Annotated in this window: 20 protein-coding genes; 12 read left to right on the top strand and 8 right to left on the bottom strand. The window is 68.4% G+C overall.

The genetic code is table 11. The features are described 5' to 3' along the window. Nucleotides 1-66: 66 nt before the first annotated feature. Complete coding sequence (gene galE, locus NED98_RS21580) at nucleotides 67-1065, top strand: UDP-glucose 4-epimerase GalE (RefSeq protein ID WP_265314441.1); 999 nt, start codon at nucleotides 67-69, stop codon at nucleotides 1063-1065. Further along, nucleotides 1062-1889, top strand: coding sequence for an HpcH/HpaI aldolase/citrate lyase family protein (locus NED98_RS21585; protein ID WP_265314443.1), 828 nt, complete (start codon nucleotides 1062-1064; stop codon nucleotides 1887-1889). Before galE ends, NED98_RS21585 begins: the two co-directional genes overlap by 4 nt. Here NED98_RS21585 and NED98_RS21590 read toward each other — a convergent pair. From NED98_RS21590 to NED98_RS21600, 3 genes are all read right to left on the bottom strand, one after another. After that, the gene (locus NED98_RS21590; protein ID WP_265314444.1) at nucleotides 1869-2564 is read right to left on the bottom strand and encodes a phosphatase PAP2 family protein; all 696 of its coding nucleotides are present in this window, start codon (nucleotides 2562-2564) and stop codon (nucleotides 1869-1871) included. The genes NED98_RS21585 and NED98_RS21590 overlap by 21 nt on opposite strands. A gap of 179 nt (nucleotides 2565-2743) precedes the next feature. Then, entirely contained in the window at nucleotides 2744-4066 is a 1323-nt protein-coding gene (locus NED98_RS21595; RefSeq protein ID WP_265314446.1) for a carbohydrate porin, read from the bottom strand. A 242-nt stretch (nucleotides 4067-4308) separates the two neighbouring features. Continuing rightward, on the bottom strand, nucleotides 4309-5196 hold the full coding sequence (locus NED98_RS21600) for a LysR family transcriptional regulator (protein WP_179512592.1): 888 nt from the start codon (nucleotides 5194-5196) through the stop codon (nucleotides 4309-4311). Between the two features lie 94 nt (nucleotides 5197-5290). Here NED98_RS21600 and NED98_RS21605 point away from each other — a divergent pair, with 94 nt between their 5' ends. The 3 genes from NED98_RS21605 to NED98_RS21615 all read left to right on the top strand — a co-directional run bounded on the left by NED98_RS21605 (nucleotide 5291) and on the right by NED98_RS21615 (nucleotide 7531). Next, nucleotides 5291-6013: a pirin family protein gene (locus NED98_RS21605; protein WP_265270814.1), complete on the top strand. Its 723-nt coding sequence runs from the start codon at nucleotides 5291-5293 to the stop codon at nucleotides 6011-6013. 76 nt (nucleotides 6014-6089) lie between these two features. Continuing rightward, a complete protein-coding gene (gene wrbA / locus NED98_RS21610; protein ID WP_265314447.1) occupies nucleotides 6090-6692 on the top strand; it encodes an NAD(P)H:quinone oxidoreductase in 603 nt (200 codons plus the stop codon). A gap of 50 nt (nucleotides 6693-6742) precedes the next feature. Further along, the gene (locus tag NED98_RS21615) at nucleotides 6743-7531 is read left to right on the top strand and encodes a dioxygenase family protein (RefSeq protein ID WP_265270816.1); all 789 of its coding nucleotides are present in this window, start codon (nucleotides 6743-6745) and stop codon (nucleotides 7529-7531) included. Here the strand turns inward: NED98_RS21615 and NED98_RS21620 are convergent. Further along, entirely contained in the window at nucleotides 7516-8244 is a 729-nt protein-coding gene (locus tag NED98_RS21620; protein WP_265314449.1) for a M15 family metallopeptidase, read from the bottom strand. The two genes, NED98_RS21615 and NED98_RS21620, sit on opposite strands and share 16 nt — an antisense overlap. Before the next feature lie 49 nt (nucleotides 8245-8293). On the opposite strand from NED98_RS21620, the gene NED98_RS21625 reads away from it, so the two are divergent. The 4 genes from NED98_RS21625 to NED98_RS21640 all read left to right on the top strand — a co-directional run bounded on the left by NED98_RS21625 (nucleotide 8294) and on the right by NED98_RS21640 (nucleotide 10429). Next, complete coding sequence (locus tag NED98_RS21625; RefSeq protein ID WP_265314450.1) at nucleotides 8294-8956, top strand: RluA family pseudouridine synthase; 663 nt, start codon at nucleotides 8294-8296, stop codon at nucleotides 8954-8956. Further along, a complete protein-coding gene (gene arfB / locus NED98_RS21630) occupies nucleotides 8949-9353 on the top strand; it encodes an alternative ribosome rescue aminoacyl-tRNA hydrolase ArfB (protein WP_179512586.1) in 405 nt (134 codons plus the stop codon). Before NED98_RS21625 ends, arfB begins: the two co-directional genes overlap by 8 nt. 198 nt (nucleotides 9354-9551) lie before the next feature. Then, nucleotides 9552-10037, top strand: a complete 486-nt coding sequence (locus tag NED98_RS21635) for a GAF domain-containing protein (RefSeq protein WP_265314451.1) — start codon at nucleotides 9552-9554, stop codon at nucleotides 10035-10037. A 47-nt stretch (nucleotides 10038-10084) separates the two neighbouring features. Further along, nucleotides 10085-10429: a hypothetical protein gene (locus NED98_RS21640; protein ID WP_265314452.1), complete on the top strand. Its 345-nt coding sequence runs from the start codon at nucleotides 10085-10087 to the stop codon at nucleotides 10427-10429. A gap of 25 nt (nucleotides 10430-10454) precedes the next feature. Here NED98_RS21640 and NED98_RS21645 read toward each other — a convergent pair whose 3' ends face one another. The 4 genes from NED98_RS21645 to NED98_RS21660 all read right to left on the bottom strand — a co-directional run bounded on the left by NED98_RS21645 (nucleotide 10455) and on the right by NED98_RS21660 (nucleotide 12991). After that, on the bottom strand, nucleotides 10455-11756 hold the full coding sequence (locus tag NED98_RS21645; protein WP_265314453.1) for a M20/M25/M40 family metallo-hydrolase: 1302 nt from the start codon (nucleotides 11754-11756) through the stop codon (nucleotides 10455-10457). 31 nt (nucleotides 11757-11787) lie between these two features. After that, nucleotides 11788-12210 carry a type II toxin-antitoxin system VapC family toxin gene (locus NED98_RS21650; protein ID WP_265314455.1) on the bottom strand — a complete coding sequence of 141 codons (423 nt, stop codon included), beginning with the start codon at nucleotides 12208-12210 and terminating at the stop codon, nucleotides 11788-11790. After that, nucleotides 12207-12473 (bottom strand): type II toxin-antitoxin system Phd/YefM family antitoxin, encoded by a 267-nt coding sequence (locus NED98_RS21655; RefSeq protein ID WP_265314456.1) that lies wholly within the window; start codon nucleotides 12471-12473, stop codon nucleotides 12207-12209. The genes NED98_RS21650 and NED98_RS21655 overlap by 4 nt, the downstream gene beginning before the upstream one ends. Nucleotides 12474-12538: 65 nt before the next feature. Then, nucleotides 12539-12991 carry a universal stress protein gene (locus tag NED98_RS21660; protein WP_179512582.1) on the bottom strand — a complete coding sequence of 151 codons (453 nt, stop codon included), beginning with the start codon at nucleotides 12989-12991 and terminating at the stop codon, nucleotides 12539-12541. 104 nt (nucleotides 12992-13095) lie between these two features. Between NED98_RS21660 and NED98_RS21665 the strand changes: the two genes are divergently transcribed. From NED98_RS21665 to lpdA, 3 genes are read left to right on the top strand one after another with little or no spacing between them, the layout of a single operon-like run. Further along, complete coding sequence (locus tag NED98_RS21665) at nucleotides 13096-14376, top strand: pyruvate dehydrogenase complex dihydrolipoamide acetyltransferase (protein ID WP_265314458.1); 1281 nt, start codon at nucleotides 13096-13098, stop codon at nucleotides 14374-14376. Between the two features lie 9 nt (nucleotides 14377-14385). Then, nucleotides 14386-14595 carry a hypothetical protein gene (locus tag NED98_RS21670; RefSeq protein WP_179512580.1) on the top strand — a complete coding sequence of 70 codons (210 nt, stop codon included), beginning with the start codon at nucleotides 14386-14388 and terminating at the stop codon, nucleotides 14593-14595. Beyond that, complete coding sequence (gene lpdA / locus NED98_RS21675; protein WP_265270822.1) at nucleotides 14595-15995, top strand: dihydrolipoyl dehydrogenase; 1401 nt, start codon at nucleotides 14595-14597, stop codon at nucleotides 15993-15995. The genes NED98_RS21670 and lpdA overlap by 1 nt, the downstream gene beginning before the upstream one ends.

A 15995-nucleotide genomic window follows, 5' to 3' on the forward strand; every position in this document is an offset into this window, starting at 1 on the left:
CGGTGCCCCTTATACGGTTTCGGCGCCGCCGAAACCGTATAAGGGGCACGCGCAAAGGAGCATCGGATGACGTTCGACGGCAAGGTGATGGTGACGGGCGGGGCGGGCTATATCGGCAGCCACGCGGTGCTGGCGCTGCTCGACGCCGGTTACGAGGTGGTGGTCGTCGACAATCTCGTCACCGGCTTCGCCTGGGCGGTCGATCCGCGCGCCACGCTGGTCGAGATGGCGGTCGAGGATCCCGCCGTCCGGCAAGTGATCCGCGATCACCGCGTCCGCGCGATCATGCATTTCGCCGGATCGGTGGTGGTGCCCGAATCGGTCAGCGATCCGCTCAAATATTATCGCAACAACACCGTCGCCTCGCGCGCGCTGATCGAAAGCGCGGTCGCGGAAGGGGTGGCGCATTTCATCTTCTCCTCGACCGCCGCGACCTATGGCACTCCCCAGCGCGTGCCGGTGGCGGAAGGCGACCCGACCGTGCCGATCAATCCCTATGGCATGTCGAAGCTGATGACCGAGGCGATGCTGCGCGACGTCGCGGCGGCGCATCCGATCAATTATTGCGCATTGCGCTATTTCAACGTCGCGGGTGCCGACCCGCAGGGGCGCAGCGGGCAATCGACGATCGGCGCGACGCATCTCATCAAGATCGCGGTCGAGGCGGCGACCGGCAAGCGCGGGCACGTCGGGGTGTTCGGTACCGATTTCGCCACCCGCGACGGCACCGGGGTGCGCGATTATATCCATGTCTCCGATCTCGCCGATGCGCATGTCGCGGCGCTCGGGCTGCTGGTGAGCCAGCCGGCGGAGAGCCATATCCTTAATTGCGGCTATGGCCGCGGCTTCTCGGTGCTCGAGGTGCTCGATGCGGTCGATCGTGTGACTAATGTAGCGATCGAGCGCCGTTTCGAGGGGCGCCGCGCGGGCGATCCGGCCGAATTGGTCGCGGACAATCGCGCGATCCTCGCCGCGCTGCCGTGGCGGCCGAAGCGCGATGACCTCGACGGCATCGTGCGCGATGCGCTGGCGTGGGAGCGGAAGCTGGCGGAGAAGGGCAAATGAGGTTGCGTTCCTTGCTGTTCGTTCCCGGCGACCGGCCGGAGCGAATGGAAAAGGCGCTCGGGCTGGGGGCGGATGCGCTGATTCTCGATTTGGAGGATTCGGTATCGCTCGCCAACAAGCCCGCGGCCCGCGCCGCGGTGCGCGCGTTCGTCGCGCGGGCGCCGGGCGGCCCGGCGCTGTTCGTGCGCATCAACCCGCTCGATTCGGCGCTGGTGGCGGACGATCTCGCCGCGCTCGCGGGGTTGCCGCTGGCCGGGATCACCTTGCCCAAGGCGGAAGGCGGCGCGTCGGTCGACGATCTTATCGCGCAGCTGCCGGGCGGCTATGCGGTGCTGCCGATCGCCAGCGAGACGCCGCGCGCGGTGTTCGCGCTCGGCACCTATAATGGCGCGCGGCTTGCCGGGCTGACCTGGGGGGCGGAGGATCTGCCCGCGGCGATCGGCGCGGCGACCTCGCGCGAGGCCGACGGCAGCTATACCGATCCCTACAAGATGGTGCGCGCGCTCACCTTGTTCGGGGCGCATGCCGCGGGTGTGCCGGCGATCGAGACGGTCTATCCCGATTTCCGCGACCTCGACGGGCTCGCGGCTTATGCCGCCCGCGCGCGGCGCGACGGGTTCGCGGGGATGATGGCGATCCACCCGACGCAGGTGGCGGTGATCAACGCCGCCTTCACCCCCTCGGTCGAGGAGGTGGCGCATGCCCGCGCGGTGATCGACGCCTTCGCCGCCAATCCGGGGGCGGGGGTGCTCCAGCTCGACGGCAAGATGATCGACGCGCCGCACCTCAAGGCGGCGCATCGCTTACTCGCGCTGGCCGAGTAAATTCATCCGCGCCTTCGCGCCGATCGACCACCAGCCGAGCGCCCACAATGTCCCGAAGCTCCACCCGGCGAGCACGTCGGACGGCCAGTGGACGCCGAGATAGACCCGGCTCGCGCCGATCGCGACGACCAGCAGCCCCGCGACGAGCGCGACATAGCGCCGCGTCGCGCGGCCGTGGGTCACCTGCGTCACCAGCGCGGCGGTGGTGAGATAGACGATCGCGCTATTCGCGGCGTGGCCGCTGGGAAAGCTGTAGCCGCTCGCCGCGACGACATGATCGACGATATCGGGGCGCGCGCGGCCGAAGATCGCCTTGAGCAGCTCGACCGCCGCCGAGCCGAGCGCCGTCGCCAACACCACCAGCGCGGCGGTGATCCACAGCCGGCGGACGAGCAGCAGCGCGGCGGTCGCGGCGACGACGAGCGTCAAAACGGTGACGCTGCCGAGCGCGGTGACGTCGATCACCGCGTGGCGCAGCCACATCGGGCCGGCTTCGTGGAGCGCGAGGATGATCGCGCGGTCGAAGCCGAACGGATGGCTGGCGAGGATCATCCCCGCCGCCAGCGCGACGATAACGGCAGCGGCGATCAGCCCCGCGCCGATCATCTTGTGGCTGGGATGGGCGACGCCGGGCGGAACCGGCTCTTCGTGATCGAGCAAGGGCGCGTCGTGCATCGCGCGGGTTAAGCGTGAAAGGCGGGCGGGTGGCAAGCGGCGGCGCCCTCTCTTTCTGCTTCCTTCCCCCCTCCCGGGAAGGGAGGGGGCGGGGGTGGGTTGGCCTGCGAGGATACCAATGCGGTGCCCCCCATACCCACCCACCCCCAGCCCCTCCCTTCCAGGGAGGGGAGAAGGGATCAGAACGCTGCGTGGAGCCGCAGCGCGAGGACGTTCGCCGGCCCGCGCTCGCGATTATAGCCCGGGTTGGCGATATGCTGCGCATCCACCGTCGCCTCGAACGCGGGCGCAATGTGGAGCGCGTAGAATAGTTCGGCGATCTCCTCCGCGCCGGCATCGGGCAACTTCCCGTCGCCGACCAGCACGCCGATCCCGCCCGACGCCAGATAGCGGCGGTGCTCCGCCGAAATGCCGTTGGCGATCAGCGCCAGCCCGATGCGATCGTCCTTGCGTCCCCAGCCGGCGCCGTGGAGCATCGCGCCGATCTGCGCGGTGCGGTCGATATCGGTGAAATCATAGGGCTCGATCGCCCCGTCGGCGATGCCTGCGCGCGCGAACACCCCGAGGTTGCCGGTCAGTTCCTGCTCGAGATTGAAATGCACCCCGATGCGCGTCATCGGCCGCCGGGTCAGCGCGAGATCGATCGGCTCGCCGGTCACCGCGGCGCGCGCCAGCGCATCGTCATAGCGGCTGAAGCGGCCGTGGTTGCGGAACAGGGTGACCCGCACCGCGCCGGGGTGGCCCGCGATGCTGTGGCGATGCTCGATCTCCGCATCGAGCTGGAACTGGCTGAAATCGCGCTCCAGCGTTTCCCCATTGGGCACCTTGGAGAGGTTGAACGCGCCGACCCGCAGCGTCCACGCGCCGCAATAATATTCCACCGCGACGCCGGTCGAATAGCCCCAGGCGTCGGCGGCATAGTCGAACGTCCCGGCGTCGACCGCCGCCCAGTTGAGGAAGTCGCTGCGCGGATCATGGGCATAAGCATTGGTGTCGAACACATCGCCGACGCCGAACTTGCCGGCGGTGATCACGACGCGGTTGCCGTCGCGCGTGCCGCCGAGCTGATTGGCGCCGGGTGCGATATTCTCATGCCCGCCGCCGAGCCCGATCGTCTGGCGGAAGAACAGCCGCTGCAGCCGGAAATAGGGATTGCTGCGCCCGACCTTATACGCCTCCGCACTGGGGAAGCCGGCGACGCCGAGCGTATTGGACAGCCCGAAACCCTGATCGATCTCGGGATTGGCCCAGATCTCACCGCCCGCCCAGGGGCGCACCCCGAGGAACAGCGTCGCGTCGACGGTTTCCTTCGCTTGTTTCGGGGCAAGGCTGTTGGTGCCGCGGTAGGGAGAGGCGAAGCCGCCGACCCCCTGCACTACGAAGGTCGCCTGGCCGTGAACCGCCCAATCCTGGGTCGGCTGGTCGGCGTCCTGCGCCGCGGCGGGCAGGGGTAGAAAGGAAAGGCAGCCAGCGGCCACCGCGAGAAACAGCGTCTTGGTCATCGCGACCTCCATCGGGTCCAAAAGGGGATTCACCCGACGGAGACCGCGTGGATCGGACTAGGCCGATTGCTGCGATCCTGCCGCCAGGCAGGGGGCGTTCGGGAACAGCGAAGCGCGGCTTCTACTGTCTCCGTCGCCCGGCTGGGGGCTGGATCGGGGCATCGGTTCCTGCTTTCGTGCATCGAGTCGGAATTGGCTCGACCGCGCGGCTCTTAGACCCGCAATGTGACGGATCAAGTACGTCAGTCGTGCAATCGTTCCGAAAGGAATGCGATCAACGCCTCGACCCGCGCGGGACGCAACGGGCTGGGCGGGGTGAGCAGATGCAGCCCGACCGGGGCGGGGCGCCATTCGGGGAGAATCTCGGTCAGCCGCCCGTCGTTGAGCGCGTCGCCGAGGATGAAATCGGGCAGGCGCGCGATGCCGAGCCCGGCGATCAGCGCCGGCATCAGCGAATCGCCGCTGTTGGCGGCAAGCGGCCCGCTCGCGCGCACCGCGACCTCCGCCCCGCCCGGCCCGCGGAAGCGCCAGGGGCCGGTGACGTTGGTGTAGCCGAGAAGGCGGTGGTCGCCCAATTCGCCCGGGTGGCGCGGGGTGCCGTAGCGTTCGAGATAGGCCGGCGCGGCGACGATATGCGAGGCGACGCTGCGCAGCCGCCGCGCCCGCAGCGAACTATCGGGCAATTCGGCGATGCGCAGCGCGACATCGAACCCCTCGGCGACGATATCGACCCGCGCGTCTGACAAAGCGAGCTCGATCTCGATCGCGGGATGCGCGGCGAGAAATTCGGCGATCAGCGGCGCGACATGCGTGACCCCGAAGGTCATCGGCGCGGCGACGCGCAGCCGGCCCGCGGGGGCCGAGGCGGCATCGTGCGCCGCCTCCTCCGCCGCCACCGCTTCCGCCAACATGCGCTGCGCGCGTTCGGCGAGCGGCTTGCCCGCCTCGGTCAGCGTCAGCCGGCGCGAGGTGCGGTGGAACAGCGACTGGCCGAGCGACGCTTCGAGCCGCGCCACCGCCTTGGACACGGTCGCCTTGGAAACCCCCATCGCGGTGGCGGCGGCGCTGAACGAACTGTGATCCGCCACGGTGGCGAAGGTCGCCCAGGCCTCGAGGTCCGGCAGTCGCATCAATCACCCCTATCGGGAAACGATTCGTTTCGAACGTTTCCGTTTTCGCGTTGATCGCGCCAACCTATGTTCGCGTCAAGCAATGGAGGTTCTGATGACCGACATCCTGACCCATTCCGGTATCGAGCGCCGCGCGTTCGACAGCCTCGGCCACGCCGATCACGGCTGGCTCGACGCGCATCATCATTTCTCCTTCGCCGATTACGACGATCCGGCGCGGATGGGATGGGGCGCGATCCTTGTATGGAACGACGATACGATCGCGCCGCAGAGCGGTTTCCCGCCGCATCCGCATCGCGACATGGAGATCATCACCTACGTTCGCAGCGGGGCGATCACGCACCAGGATTCGCTGGGCAATCGCGGGCGCACCGCCGCCGGCGACGTCCAGGTGATGAGCGCCGGTTCGGGCGTCCGCCACGCCGAATATAATCTGGAAGACGAGGCGACGACCCTGTTCCAGATCTGGATCCTGCCGCGCCAGCCGGGCGGCAACCCAAGCTGGGGCGCCAAGCCCTTCCCGAAAGGCGATCGCTCGGGCCGGTTCGTCACGCTGGCGAGCGGCTTCGGCGACGACGGCGACGCGCTGCCGATCCGCGCCGATGCGCGCGTGCTGGGCGCGACGCTCAAGGCGGGCGAATCGCTCGACTATGATCTCGGCGCCGGGCGCCACGGCTATCTCGTCCCCGCCACCGGGCGGATCACGATCAACGGCGAGCCCTTCGCGGCGCGCGACGGCGCGGCGCTGTCGGGCGGGCGGCGCTTCACGATCGCGGCGCAGGAAGATGCCGAGCTCGTGATGGTCGATTCGAACTAACCTGTCCCCCCAGCCGCCCGGTCTTCCCCCCCCCCCCGCCGGGCGGCACCCCCTTTCTTCAAATGGAGCTGACACAATGACCAAGGTTCTGGTGCTTTATTATTCGTCCTACGGCCATATCGAGCAGATGGCCGACGCGATGGCGGAAGGCGCGCGTTCGGCCGGGGCCGAGGTGGATATCCGCCGCGTCCCCGAAACCGCGCCCGCCGAGGTGGTGAAGGCCGCCGGCTTCAAGACCGATACCGCGCATCCGGTGATCGAAGGCCCCGATGCGATGGGCGATTACGACGCGGTGATCGTCGGCGCGCCGACCCGTTTCGGGCGGATGCCGAGCCAGATGGCGGCATTCTGGGATACCGCGGGCGGCTTGTGGATGCGCGGCGGGCTCGTCGGCAAGGTTGGCGGCGCCTTCACGTCGAGCGCTTCGCAGCACGGCGGGCAGGAAACCACCCTGTTCTCGATCATCACCAACCTGCTGCACCACGGCATGACGATCGTCGGGCTCGATTACGGCTTCACCGAGCAGATGGGCGTCGACAAGGTCCGCGGCGGCGCGCCTTATGGCGCGACGACGATCGCGGGCGGCGATGGCAGCCGCCAGCCGAGCGCGGAGGAACTCGACGGCGCACGCTATCAGGGCCGCCGCATCGCCGAGACAGCGGCGAAGCTGAAGGGGTAAGGTTGTCTGGAAATGCGCTGAAACCGCATTTTCCAAAGGACTCTAAGATCATGACCACCCAGCCCGCATTGTTCGTGTCGCACGGCTCGCCGATGATCGTCGCCGAGCCGGGCGCGGCGCGCGACTTCCTCAGCGGGCTGGGCGACATGCTAAAGCGCCCGGCGGCGATCCTCGTCGTCTCGGCGCATCACGATATGCCCGGCGCGGTGGTGACGACCGCGGCACACCCGGGGACGATCCACGATTTCGGCGGATTCCCCGAGGCGCTCTATCGGCTCGACTATCCGGCACCCGGCGCGCCCGATCTCGCCGCGCGGGTCGCGACGCTGGTTGCCGACTCAGGCGTGCCGGTCCGTGCCGATCCGACGCGCGGGTTCGATCACGGCGCGTGGGTGCCGTTGCTGCTCGGCTGGCCGGCGGCGGATATTCCGGTCGTCCAGCTTTCGATCAGCAGCGAACACAACCCCGATTGGCATCATCGCATCGGCACGGCGCTCGCGCCGCTGCGCGCGGACAATGTGCTGGTGATCGGATCGGGCAGCATGACTCACAATCTGCGCGAGGTGTTCGCCGCGCGCCGCACGGTCGACGCGCCGACCCCCGAATGGGTCAGCGCCTTCGCCGAGTGGATGCACGCGCGGCTGACCGCGGGCGATACGCGCGCGGTGCTCGACGCGATCGAGATCGCGCCCGAGGGGCGGCGCAATCACCCGACCCCCGATCACCTGCTGCCGCTCTACACCGCGCTCGGCGCGGGCGGCGCGGGAGCCAAGGCGATCCGGCTCCACCACAGCTACACGTATGGCGTGCTGGCGATGGACGCTTATTCCTTCGACTGACCCGGCGCCTGCTCGGTCACGGTGGCTTTCGCCCCGGCGGCGACCTGATCGGGGATCGCCGGATCGGCGGGGAAATCGCGCCGTGCGCGGGCGAACAGGAAGCGCGCCCGCGCGGCGCCCGGCTCGCTCGCGCTGGTGCCGACCCAGCGCCAGTGCCACGGCTCCCATTTCACGCGCTGGATATTGCTCGGCGGGAAGGACATTTCGAAGCCGAAACGCGGCGCGTTCTCGCGCAGCCAGCGGAAGGCGGGCTTGGCGGCCATGCAGCCTTCGGCGTCGCGGCAGCCGTCGGCCGGGCGGACGGTGAAATCGAGCGCATAGCCGGTGCCGTGCTCGCTATGCCCCGGCGGCGCGACCGAAATCGAGCGATCGCCGTCGGTCGCCTCGGCGCGGGGCTTGCAGAAGGTCGCCTCCTGCGATTCGAGCGACCGGTGGCACGACAAGGCATAGAGCCGCCCCTGCACCGCCGGGTCGCCCGCCGCCGCGGTGAGCAGGCGTTCGAGCGCGGCCATCGCCTCGGGGCGCAGCCGGCAGGTGCCAATGATCGCCACCCCCGGCGGGGCGGTCACCAGATCGCGGTCGGCGGCGTCGCCATAGGGCAGATGCCCCAACGCCCGCCCGTCGGCGGCGACCAGGGCGCTCGCCCCGCCGCACACCTGCGCTTCGACCGGCGCGGCGATGAGGAGCGATATCAGGAAAAGGCTGCGCAGCATCATGTCGCTTCCTCTGGCCTCGAAGCGTGGTCGGTGGCAAGGGCGGGGCATGTTGGGCGAGAAAGTGCTGTTCCTCGATGGCGAGGCCTTGGTGATCGACAAGCCGGCGGGCTTGCCGGTCGATCGGCCGCGCGACGGCGCGATCAGCCTCGAAAACCATCTCAACAGCCTGACCTTCGGGTTCAAGCGCTGGCCGCAGCCGGTGCATCGGCTCGATCGCGATACCAGCGGCTGCCTGCTGCTGTCGCGCAACCCCAAGGCGCATGCGCGCTTCCAGCAAGCGTTCGAAAGCGGCGCGGTGCAGAAACGGTATCTTGCAGTGCTCGACGGCGTGCCGGCGGGCGAGAGCGGCGAGATCGATTTGCCGCTCGCCAAGGTCTCGACCCGCGAGCGCGGTTGGTGGATGACCGGCGACGCCAAAAAGGGCAAGGCGGCGCGCACCGCGTGGCGGCTGATCGCGGCGCGCGACGGGCTGGGGCTGGTCGAATTCCGCCCCGCGACCGGGCGCACCCACCAGATCCGCGTTCATGCGCTCGAAGGGCTGGGACATGCGGTGGTCGGCGACCCCGTCTATGGCACGGCGCATCCGGCGGGGATGATGCTCCACGCCGCCGAGTTGATCGTGCCGCGCGCGGGGAAAGAGGATGTCGCGGCGGTCGCGCCCTGGCCCGAGCGATTCGCCAAAATCGGATTCGGTGACCCGGATGCCTGAGATCGTCGTGCCCGAGGATGCGATCGAGGAGCGCTTCCTCGCCGCGACGGGGCCGGGCGGGCAGAATGTCAACAAGGTCGCCACCGCCTGCCAGCTGCGCGTCAACGTCTATCGGCTCGGGCTACATCCCGAAACGTTCCGGCGGCTGAAGCTGCTCGCGGGATCGCGGCTCGGCGCGAGCGGAGTGCTGGTGCTCACCGCGCGGCGCTATCGCACGCAGGAGGCCAATCGCGCCGATGCGCGCGAACGGCTCGCCGACTTGCTCGCGCGCGCCGAGGAGCGCGAGGCGCGGCGGGTGAAGACCAAGCCGTCGCGCGCCGCCAAGGCACGCCGCGTCGACGCCAAGAAGGGGCGCAGCGTGGTCAAGGCCGGACGCGGCAAGGTGCAGCTGGACTGAGCGGCAAAGTTCACGAAGTTCACACGAGTGACGAGCGGTTCTCCGTTCGTCATGCCAGGCTCGACCCGGCATCCAGAGCCGAGGGCGATATCGCTTGTGACTCTCGATGCCGGGTCGCGCCCGGTGTGACGGGGAGAGTTTGGAGGCCCCAATTTCTTGTTCATTCCCGCCTTCGCGGGAATGACGTAGAGCGCACCCATGTACCAATTCGATATCGCCGCCGGCTCGAAGGCCGATCTCTACCGCGAACTGGCTGGGGCGCTCGACGCGCTGACCGCCGACGAGCCCGATGCGATCGCCAATATGGCCAATGCCGCCGCGCTGCTGTGGCAATATCTGCCCGATCTCAATTGGGCTGGCTTCTACCGCATGGTCGGGGGCGAACTGGTGCTCGGGCCGTTCCAGGGCAAGCCGGCGTGCATCCGCATCCCGCTGGGCAAGGGGGTGTGCGGCGCCGCGGCGGCGAGCCGGCAGACGCAATTGGTCGCCGACGTCAACGCCTTCGCCGGGCATATCGCGTGCGATGCGGCGAGCGCGTCCGAGCTGGTCGTGCCGGTCGTCGCGGCGGACGGGCGGCTGGTGGGGGTGCTCGATCTCGACAGCCCGTCGGTCGGGCGGTTCGATGCCGATGACGCCGCGGGGTGCGAGGCGCTGGTCGCGCTGATCGCCGATCGTATCGCCTGAGTCGGATCGCTGCTATTTGTCGTGCGCGGGTTGCGGGGGAGAGCGAGATGCGCTGGTTGATATTGTCGGCTGCGATGCTCGGGCTGGTCGCCGTCGAGGGCGCCGCGATCGCCCAGCGCGGCGATCGGGTGCCCGGCGGGGTGGTCGTCGCGGTGCCGCTGGATCGCGAGGACGACGCGCCGCCGCTGCGCTCGACGCCGCTCCCGCCACCGGTGGTGAGGCACGCTCCCGACGGCGCGACGGTGACGACGAGCAGGACCGCGCCGGGCTATGACGTCAACGCCGATTACTATCGCGACCGTTCCGGCGCGACCGTCAGCACCCAGACCGCGCGTTCCTATCCGGTGCCGAAGCCGATGCCGCGGCGCAAGCCGCGGCGTCGCGCGAGATAGGCGGCGCAGGTGCCGCCGGCGGCCGTCACTTCGCCGCCGCGCGTCCGGCGAAGCTGATCAGGCTTTCCGCGCCGTTCGCGCCGATCGCCGAGACGCCGACGAAATGGTCGTCGACCGGCACGTCCTTCAGCACCGCCGTCGTGACGCCGCCCGCGACCTCGCGCTGGTCGCTCCAATCCTGTTGATCGGCGCGCCGCCAGTGGAGGCGATAGCCGGTCGCGCCGGGCGTCGCGCTCCATTTGACATTGGTGTCGCGGCCGAGCGCCCCGGCGATCGACACCCCGGCGGGGGCGGCGGGCGCCGCCGCGAGCCGCGCCAGCGTCGCGACGTTGATCGCGGTGACCTTCGACAGATAAGCGAAGTCCATCCCCTCGATCGTATCGCCATAGACGATGCCGTTCTCGGTGCGCAGATCCTGGTGCTGGCGATCCCAATTCTCCGCCGCGACGGTAAAGCGCACCGCGGGATAGCCTTCGCGCAGAAAGGGCTCGTGGTCGCCGCCGCGGCCGAACCGGTCGGGCCGGCGATCGACGAAGGCGGCGAAATCGCCGGGCAGCGCCTGCGCGATGCCGTGGATCGTCTTGGCCAGCGCGCGACTCGGGCCGTCGTCCTCGCCGCCGATCGCGCGGCGTTCGACCTGTTCGGCAAGCGTCTCGCTGGTGCGGATCCCTTCCGAAAAGACGCGGACATAATCGCCCGCCCTGACCCCGCCCTGTCCGATCGAATTGCCGACGATATCGTTGTTGAGCATCGCGTCGACCTGCCAGCCGCGCGCCTTGGCGGTCTCGGCGAGCAGGGTCGCGCCCCACAATCCCTGCTCCTCGCCGGAGAAGGCGACATAGACGATATTGGCGGCGAACTTCTCCTTCGACAAGATCCGTGCCGCTTCGAGCACCAGCGCGACGCCCGAGGCATCGTCATTGGCGCCGGGGGCGTCCGAGGTGATGTCCATCACGTTCGACACGCGGCTGTCGATATGCCCGCCGACAATGACGAAGCGGTTGGGATCGCTGCCCTTCTGGATGCCGAGCACATCCTCGATCACCACCCCGTCGGGCGCGCGCGGGCCGGTGAAGCGTCGCGACAGCCGCTCGACCGAAATGCACCCGCCGCATTGTTTCGACAGGCTCGCGAATTCTGCCGCGACCCAGTTGCGCGCCGCGCCGATCCCGCGCTTCGGATCGGTGGCGGAGGAGAGCGAGTGGCGCGTGCCGAAGCTGACGAGCTTTTCCACCGAGGCGCGCAGCTTCTCGGGCGAGGGCGCTTCGCGCGCGGCGGCGGGGGTGGCGAGCAGGAGCGCGGTGAGGGGGAGCAGCGTGCGATTCATCAGAGCGCAAGGTCCTTTAAAAAAAAGCGGGCTATTCGAGTTCGTGCGGGGAATCGCTCGGCGCGATGTCGTCCGAGCAACCGATTATCCGCGCCGGATAGAGCGCGGCATGGCGGTCGTCGGTCATCAGGCTTGTGCCTTCGACGATCGATTGCGCGATGAGCAGATGATCGAAGGGATCGCGGTGATGCGTCGGCAATTCGGCCAGCTTCTGCAAATGCGCCGGGCGAATGGCGAGGAAATCGAAAGCCTCGATTTCCAGTGCGCGGACGATCTCGGCGATATCGGCGCGCAATTTGCCGACCCTGACCTTGACCACGATCTCCCACAGCGAAACGGCGCTTACGATGATGTCGTTGGCCGGATTCTCGATGATGGCGCGGGCGCGACCGCCGAGGCGGCGATCATCGCCCAGCCACCACAAGATCGTATGCGTATCCAGCAGGACCTTCAACCTGCATCGCCTTCCATGGCGGCAAGCACGTCGGCGGGAAGAGAGTCGAAATCGTCGGCGATGTGGATTTTGCCGGCAAGCGCGCCGGCGCGACGCCGCGGCGAGGCGGTGGTCGACGGCGGCCGTATCTCGGCGACCACCTCGTTGTGCGACATGACGAGAAACGACGTGCCGTGACGTGCCTGCCTGAGCAGGCCGCTCAAATTGGCGCGGAGTTCACGAACACCGACGCGGACGAGGTCCGAGGATGAATTGCCCGACATCGCCGCCTCCTTGTGGACATTTGATATGTACACAAATTCCCCGCGCTCGGCAACCGGCGGACCGCTCAGCTCAGCCGGTCGATCGCGGCGCGGTCGAGATTGCCCGGGACGATCATCAGCGGCACCGGCATCGCGCTCAGATCGCCGGTGAAATGCGCGATGAGCGGGCCGGGCGTGCCGTTGGTCGCCGCGCCCAGCACCAAGGCGGCGATATCGGGATTGGCGGCGATCATCTCGCGGATCACCTTCGGCCCGTCGCCCTGCCGCACGGTCAGCGAGGGGCGCAGCCCGGCCTCCTCGATCAGCGTGCCGGCGGCGCGCGCGACCAGCCCCTCGGCGTGGAGCCGCGCTTCCTCCTCGATCGTCGCCTGGACGCCGCCGAAAGCGATGAATTCCTGCGGCGGGATCAGCGCGAGAATCTCGACTCCACCCCCTGTCTTGACCGCACGGCGCGCGGCGAAACGCAACGCGATTTCCGCCTCCGGCGTATCGTCGATCACGGTCAGATAGATCCGCATCAGTAATGCCCCCTAATCGGCTTGGTTATCGGCCTGCGGGCTTGACCGCGCAAGGGCGGGGCGCGAGAGACGGGGAGACTACTCACCTCTCCCCGGGGAATTGAATGCCGATCGAGATCAAGATGCCCGCGCTCTCGCCGACGATGGAAGAGGGCACGCTCGCCAAGTGGCTGGTGAAAGAAGGCGACACGGTGAAGGCCGGCGACCTGATGGCCGAGATCGAAACCGACAAGGCGACGATGGAATTCGAGGCGGTCGACGAGGGTGTGGTCGAAAAGATCGTCGTCCCCGAAGGTGCCGACGGCGTGAAGGTCGGCGAAGTGATCATGCTGCTCTCGGGTGAGGGCGAGGTTGCCGCGCCCAAGCCGGCCGCCCCGAAACAGGAAACCGCCAAGCCGGAAGCGCCCAAGCCCGAAGCCGCACCGCAGGCAGCCGCGCCCGCCGCCGCGCCGGCGCCAGCCCCCGCCGCCAAGGCGCCCGCGCGCGCCGAGGGCGATCGGGTGAAGGCGAGCCCGCTCGCGCGGCGCATCGCCGAGCAGAAGGGCGTCGATTTGGGCGCGATCGCGGGTTCCGGCCCGAACGGGCGGATCGTCAAGGCCGATGTCGAGGGCGCTCAGCCCGGCGCGGCGCCGGCTGCGCGTGCTGCCGCGCCGGCCGCCGCCGCTGCCCCGGTCGCGCCGGCGCACGTGCCGGATATCCCGCATGAGGCGACCAAGCTCAGCAACATGCGCAAGACGATCGCGCGCCGCCTGACCGAATCGAAGCAGCAGGTGCCGCACATCTATCTCACCGTCGACGTGCGGCTCGACAAATTGCTCAAGCTGCGCAGCGAGCTCAATGCCAGCCTCGAGGCGCGTGGGGTCAAGCTGTCGGTCAACGATCTGATGATCAAGGCGCTCGCGGTCGCGCTGGTGCAGGTGCCGAAGTGCAACGTGATGTTCACGCCGGATCAGCTGATCAGCTTCGCCCGCGCCGACATTTCGGTCGCGGTATCGACCCCCGAAGGGCTGATCACCCCGGTGATCACCGAGGCGGACAGCGCCTCGCTCTCGTCGATCTCGACGCGGATGAAGGATCTCGCCGCGCGGGCGCGCGACAAGAAGCTCAAGCCGGAGGAATTCACCGGCGGCACCGCCTCGCTCAGCAATATGGGCATGTACGGGATCAAGCAGTTCGAGGCGGTGATCAATCCGCCGCAGGGCATGATCATGGCGGTCGGCGCGGGCGAGAAGCGCCCCTATGTGATCGACGACGCGCTCGGCATCGCCACGGTGATGTCGGCGACCGGCAGCTTCGATCATCGCGCGATCGACGGCGCCGACGGGGCGGAGCTGATGCAGGCGTTCAAGGCGCTGCTCGAAAACCCGCTGGGCATGCTCGCCTGAGATGATGCGATGACCCGGGCGGTGATCATCGAACTGCTGCACCTCTGCGTGGGGCTGATCGCCACCGGGCTGATGTTCTGGGCCGCCGCCTGGTCGTATCCGCAGGGCGCGGACACGATCTGGGCGGTCGGCTATGCGGCGCTGATCGCGGTCGCGGCGATGAGCCTCTACGAAATCCGCCGCGCCTGGAAGCGCGGCCGCCAGATGCGAGATGATTGATGGCTGACACCTACGACCTTATCGTGCTCGGCTCGGGCCCCGGCGGCTATGTCGCGGCGATCCGTGCCGCGCAGCTCGGGCTCAAGACCGCGATCGTCGAGCGCGAATTGCTCGGCGGAATCTGCCTCAACTGGGGCTGCATCCCGACCAAGGCGTTGCTGCGCTCGGCCGAGGTGTTCCACCAGATGCAGCACGCCAAGGATTACGGGCTGGTCGCGGAGAAGATCTCGGCCGATCTCGATGCGGTGGTGAAGCGCTCGCGCGGGGTGGCGAAGCAGCTCAATCAGGGCGTTACGCACCTGATGAAGAAGAACAAGATCGCGGTCCATATGGGCGAGGGCAAGCTGACCGGCGCGGGCAAGCTGACCGTTAGCGACAAGGACGGCAAGAAGACCGAGCTCGCCGCGAAGAACATCATCGTCGCGACCGGCGCGCGCGCGCGCGACCTGCCGTTCGCCAAGGCCGACGGCAAGCGCATCTGGACCTATCGCCACGCAATGACCCCGGCGGAGATGCCGACGAAATTGCTGGTGATCGGATCGGGGGCGATCGGGATCGAATTCGCCAGCTTCTACAACGATCTCGGCGCCGAGGTGACGGTGGTCGAGATGCTCGACCGCGTCGTGCCGGTCGAGGATGCCGATGTCTCGGCGTTCCTCGAAAAGGCGCTCAAGAAGCAGGGCATGACGATCCTGACCGGCGCGGGGATCAGCAAGCTGGATGTCGGCGCGAACGGCGTCAAGGCGACGCTGAAGGACAAGGCCGGCAAGGAAAGCGTCAGCGAGTTCAGCCATGTCATCGTCGCGGTGGGGATCGTGCCCAACACCGAAAATATCGGGCTCAAGGAGCTCGGCGTGGCAATGGACGAGCGCGGTTTCCTCAAGACCGATGCGGCGTGCCGCACCAATGTGCCCGGGCTGTGGGCGATCGGCGACATCACCGCGCCGCCGTGGCTGGCGCACAAGGCAAGCCACGAGGGGGTGATCGCCGCCGAGGCGATCGCGGGGAAGCATCCGCACGCGATGGACCCGCGCAACATCCCCGCCTGCACCTATTGCCACCCGCAGATCGCCAGCGTCGGGCTGACCGAGGCCAAGGCCAAGGAAGCGGGCTATGAGGTGAAGGTCGGCAATTTCCCGTTCATCGGCAACGGCAAGGCGATCGCGCTCGGCGAGCCCGAAGGCTTCATCAAGACGGTGTTCGACGCCAAGACCGGCGAATTGCTCGGCGCGCATATGATCGGCGCCGAAGTGACCGAGCTGATCCAGGGCTATACGATCGGCAAGACGCTGGAAACGACCGAGGCGGAGCTGATCGAAACCGTCTTCCCGCATCCGACGCTGTCGGAAATGATGCACGAAAGCGTGCTGGCCGCTTACGGCCGGGCGCTGCACATCTGA

This window comes from Sphingomonas lycopersici, assembly GCF_026130605.1.
In the GTDB taxonomy this organism is placed as follows: Bacteria; Pseudomonadota; Alphaproteobacteria; order Sphingomonadales; family Sphingomonadaceae; genus Sphingomonas; species Sphingomonas lycopersici.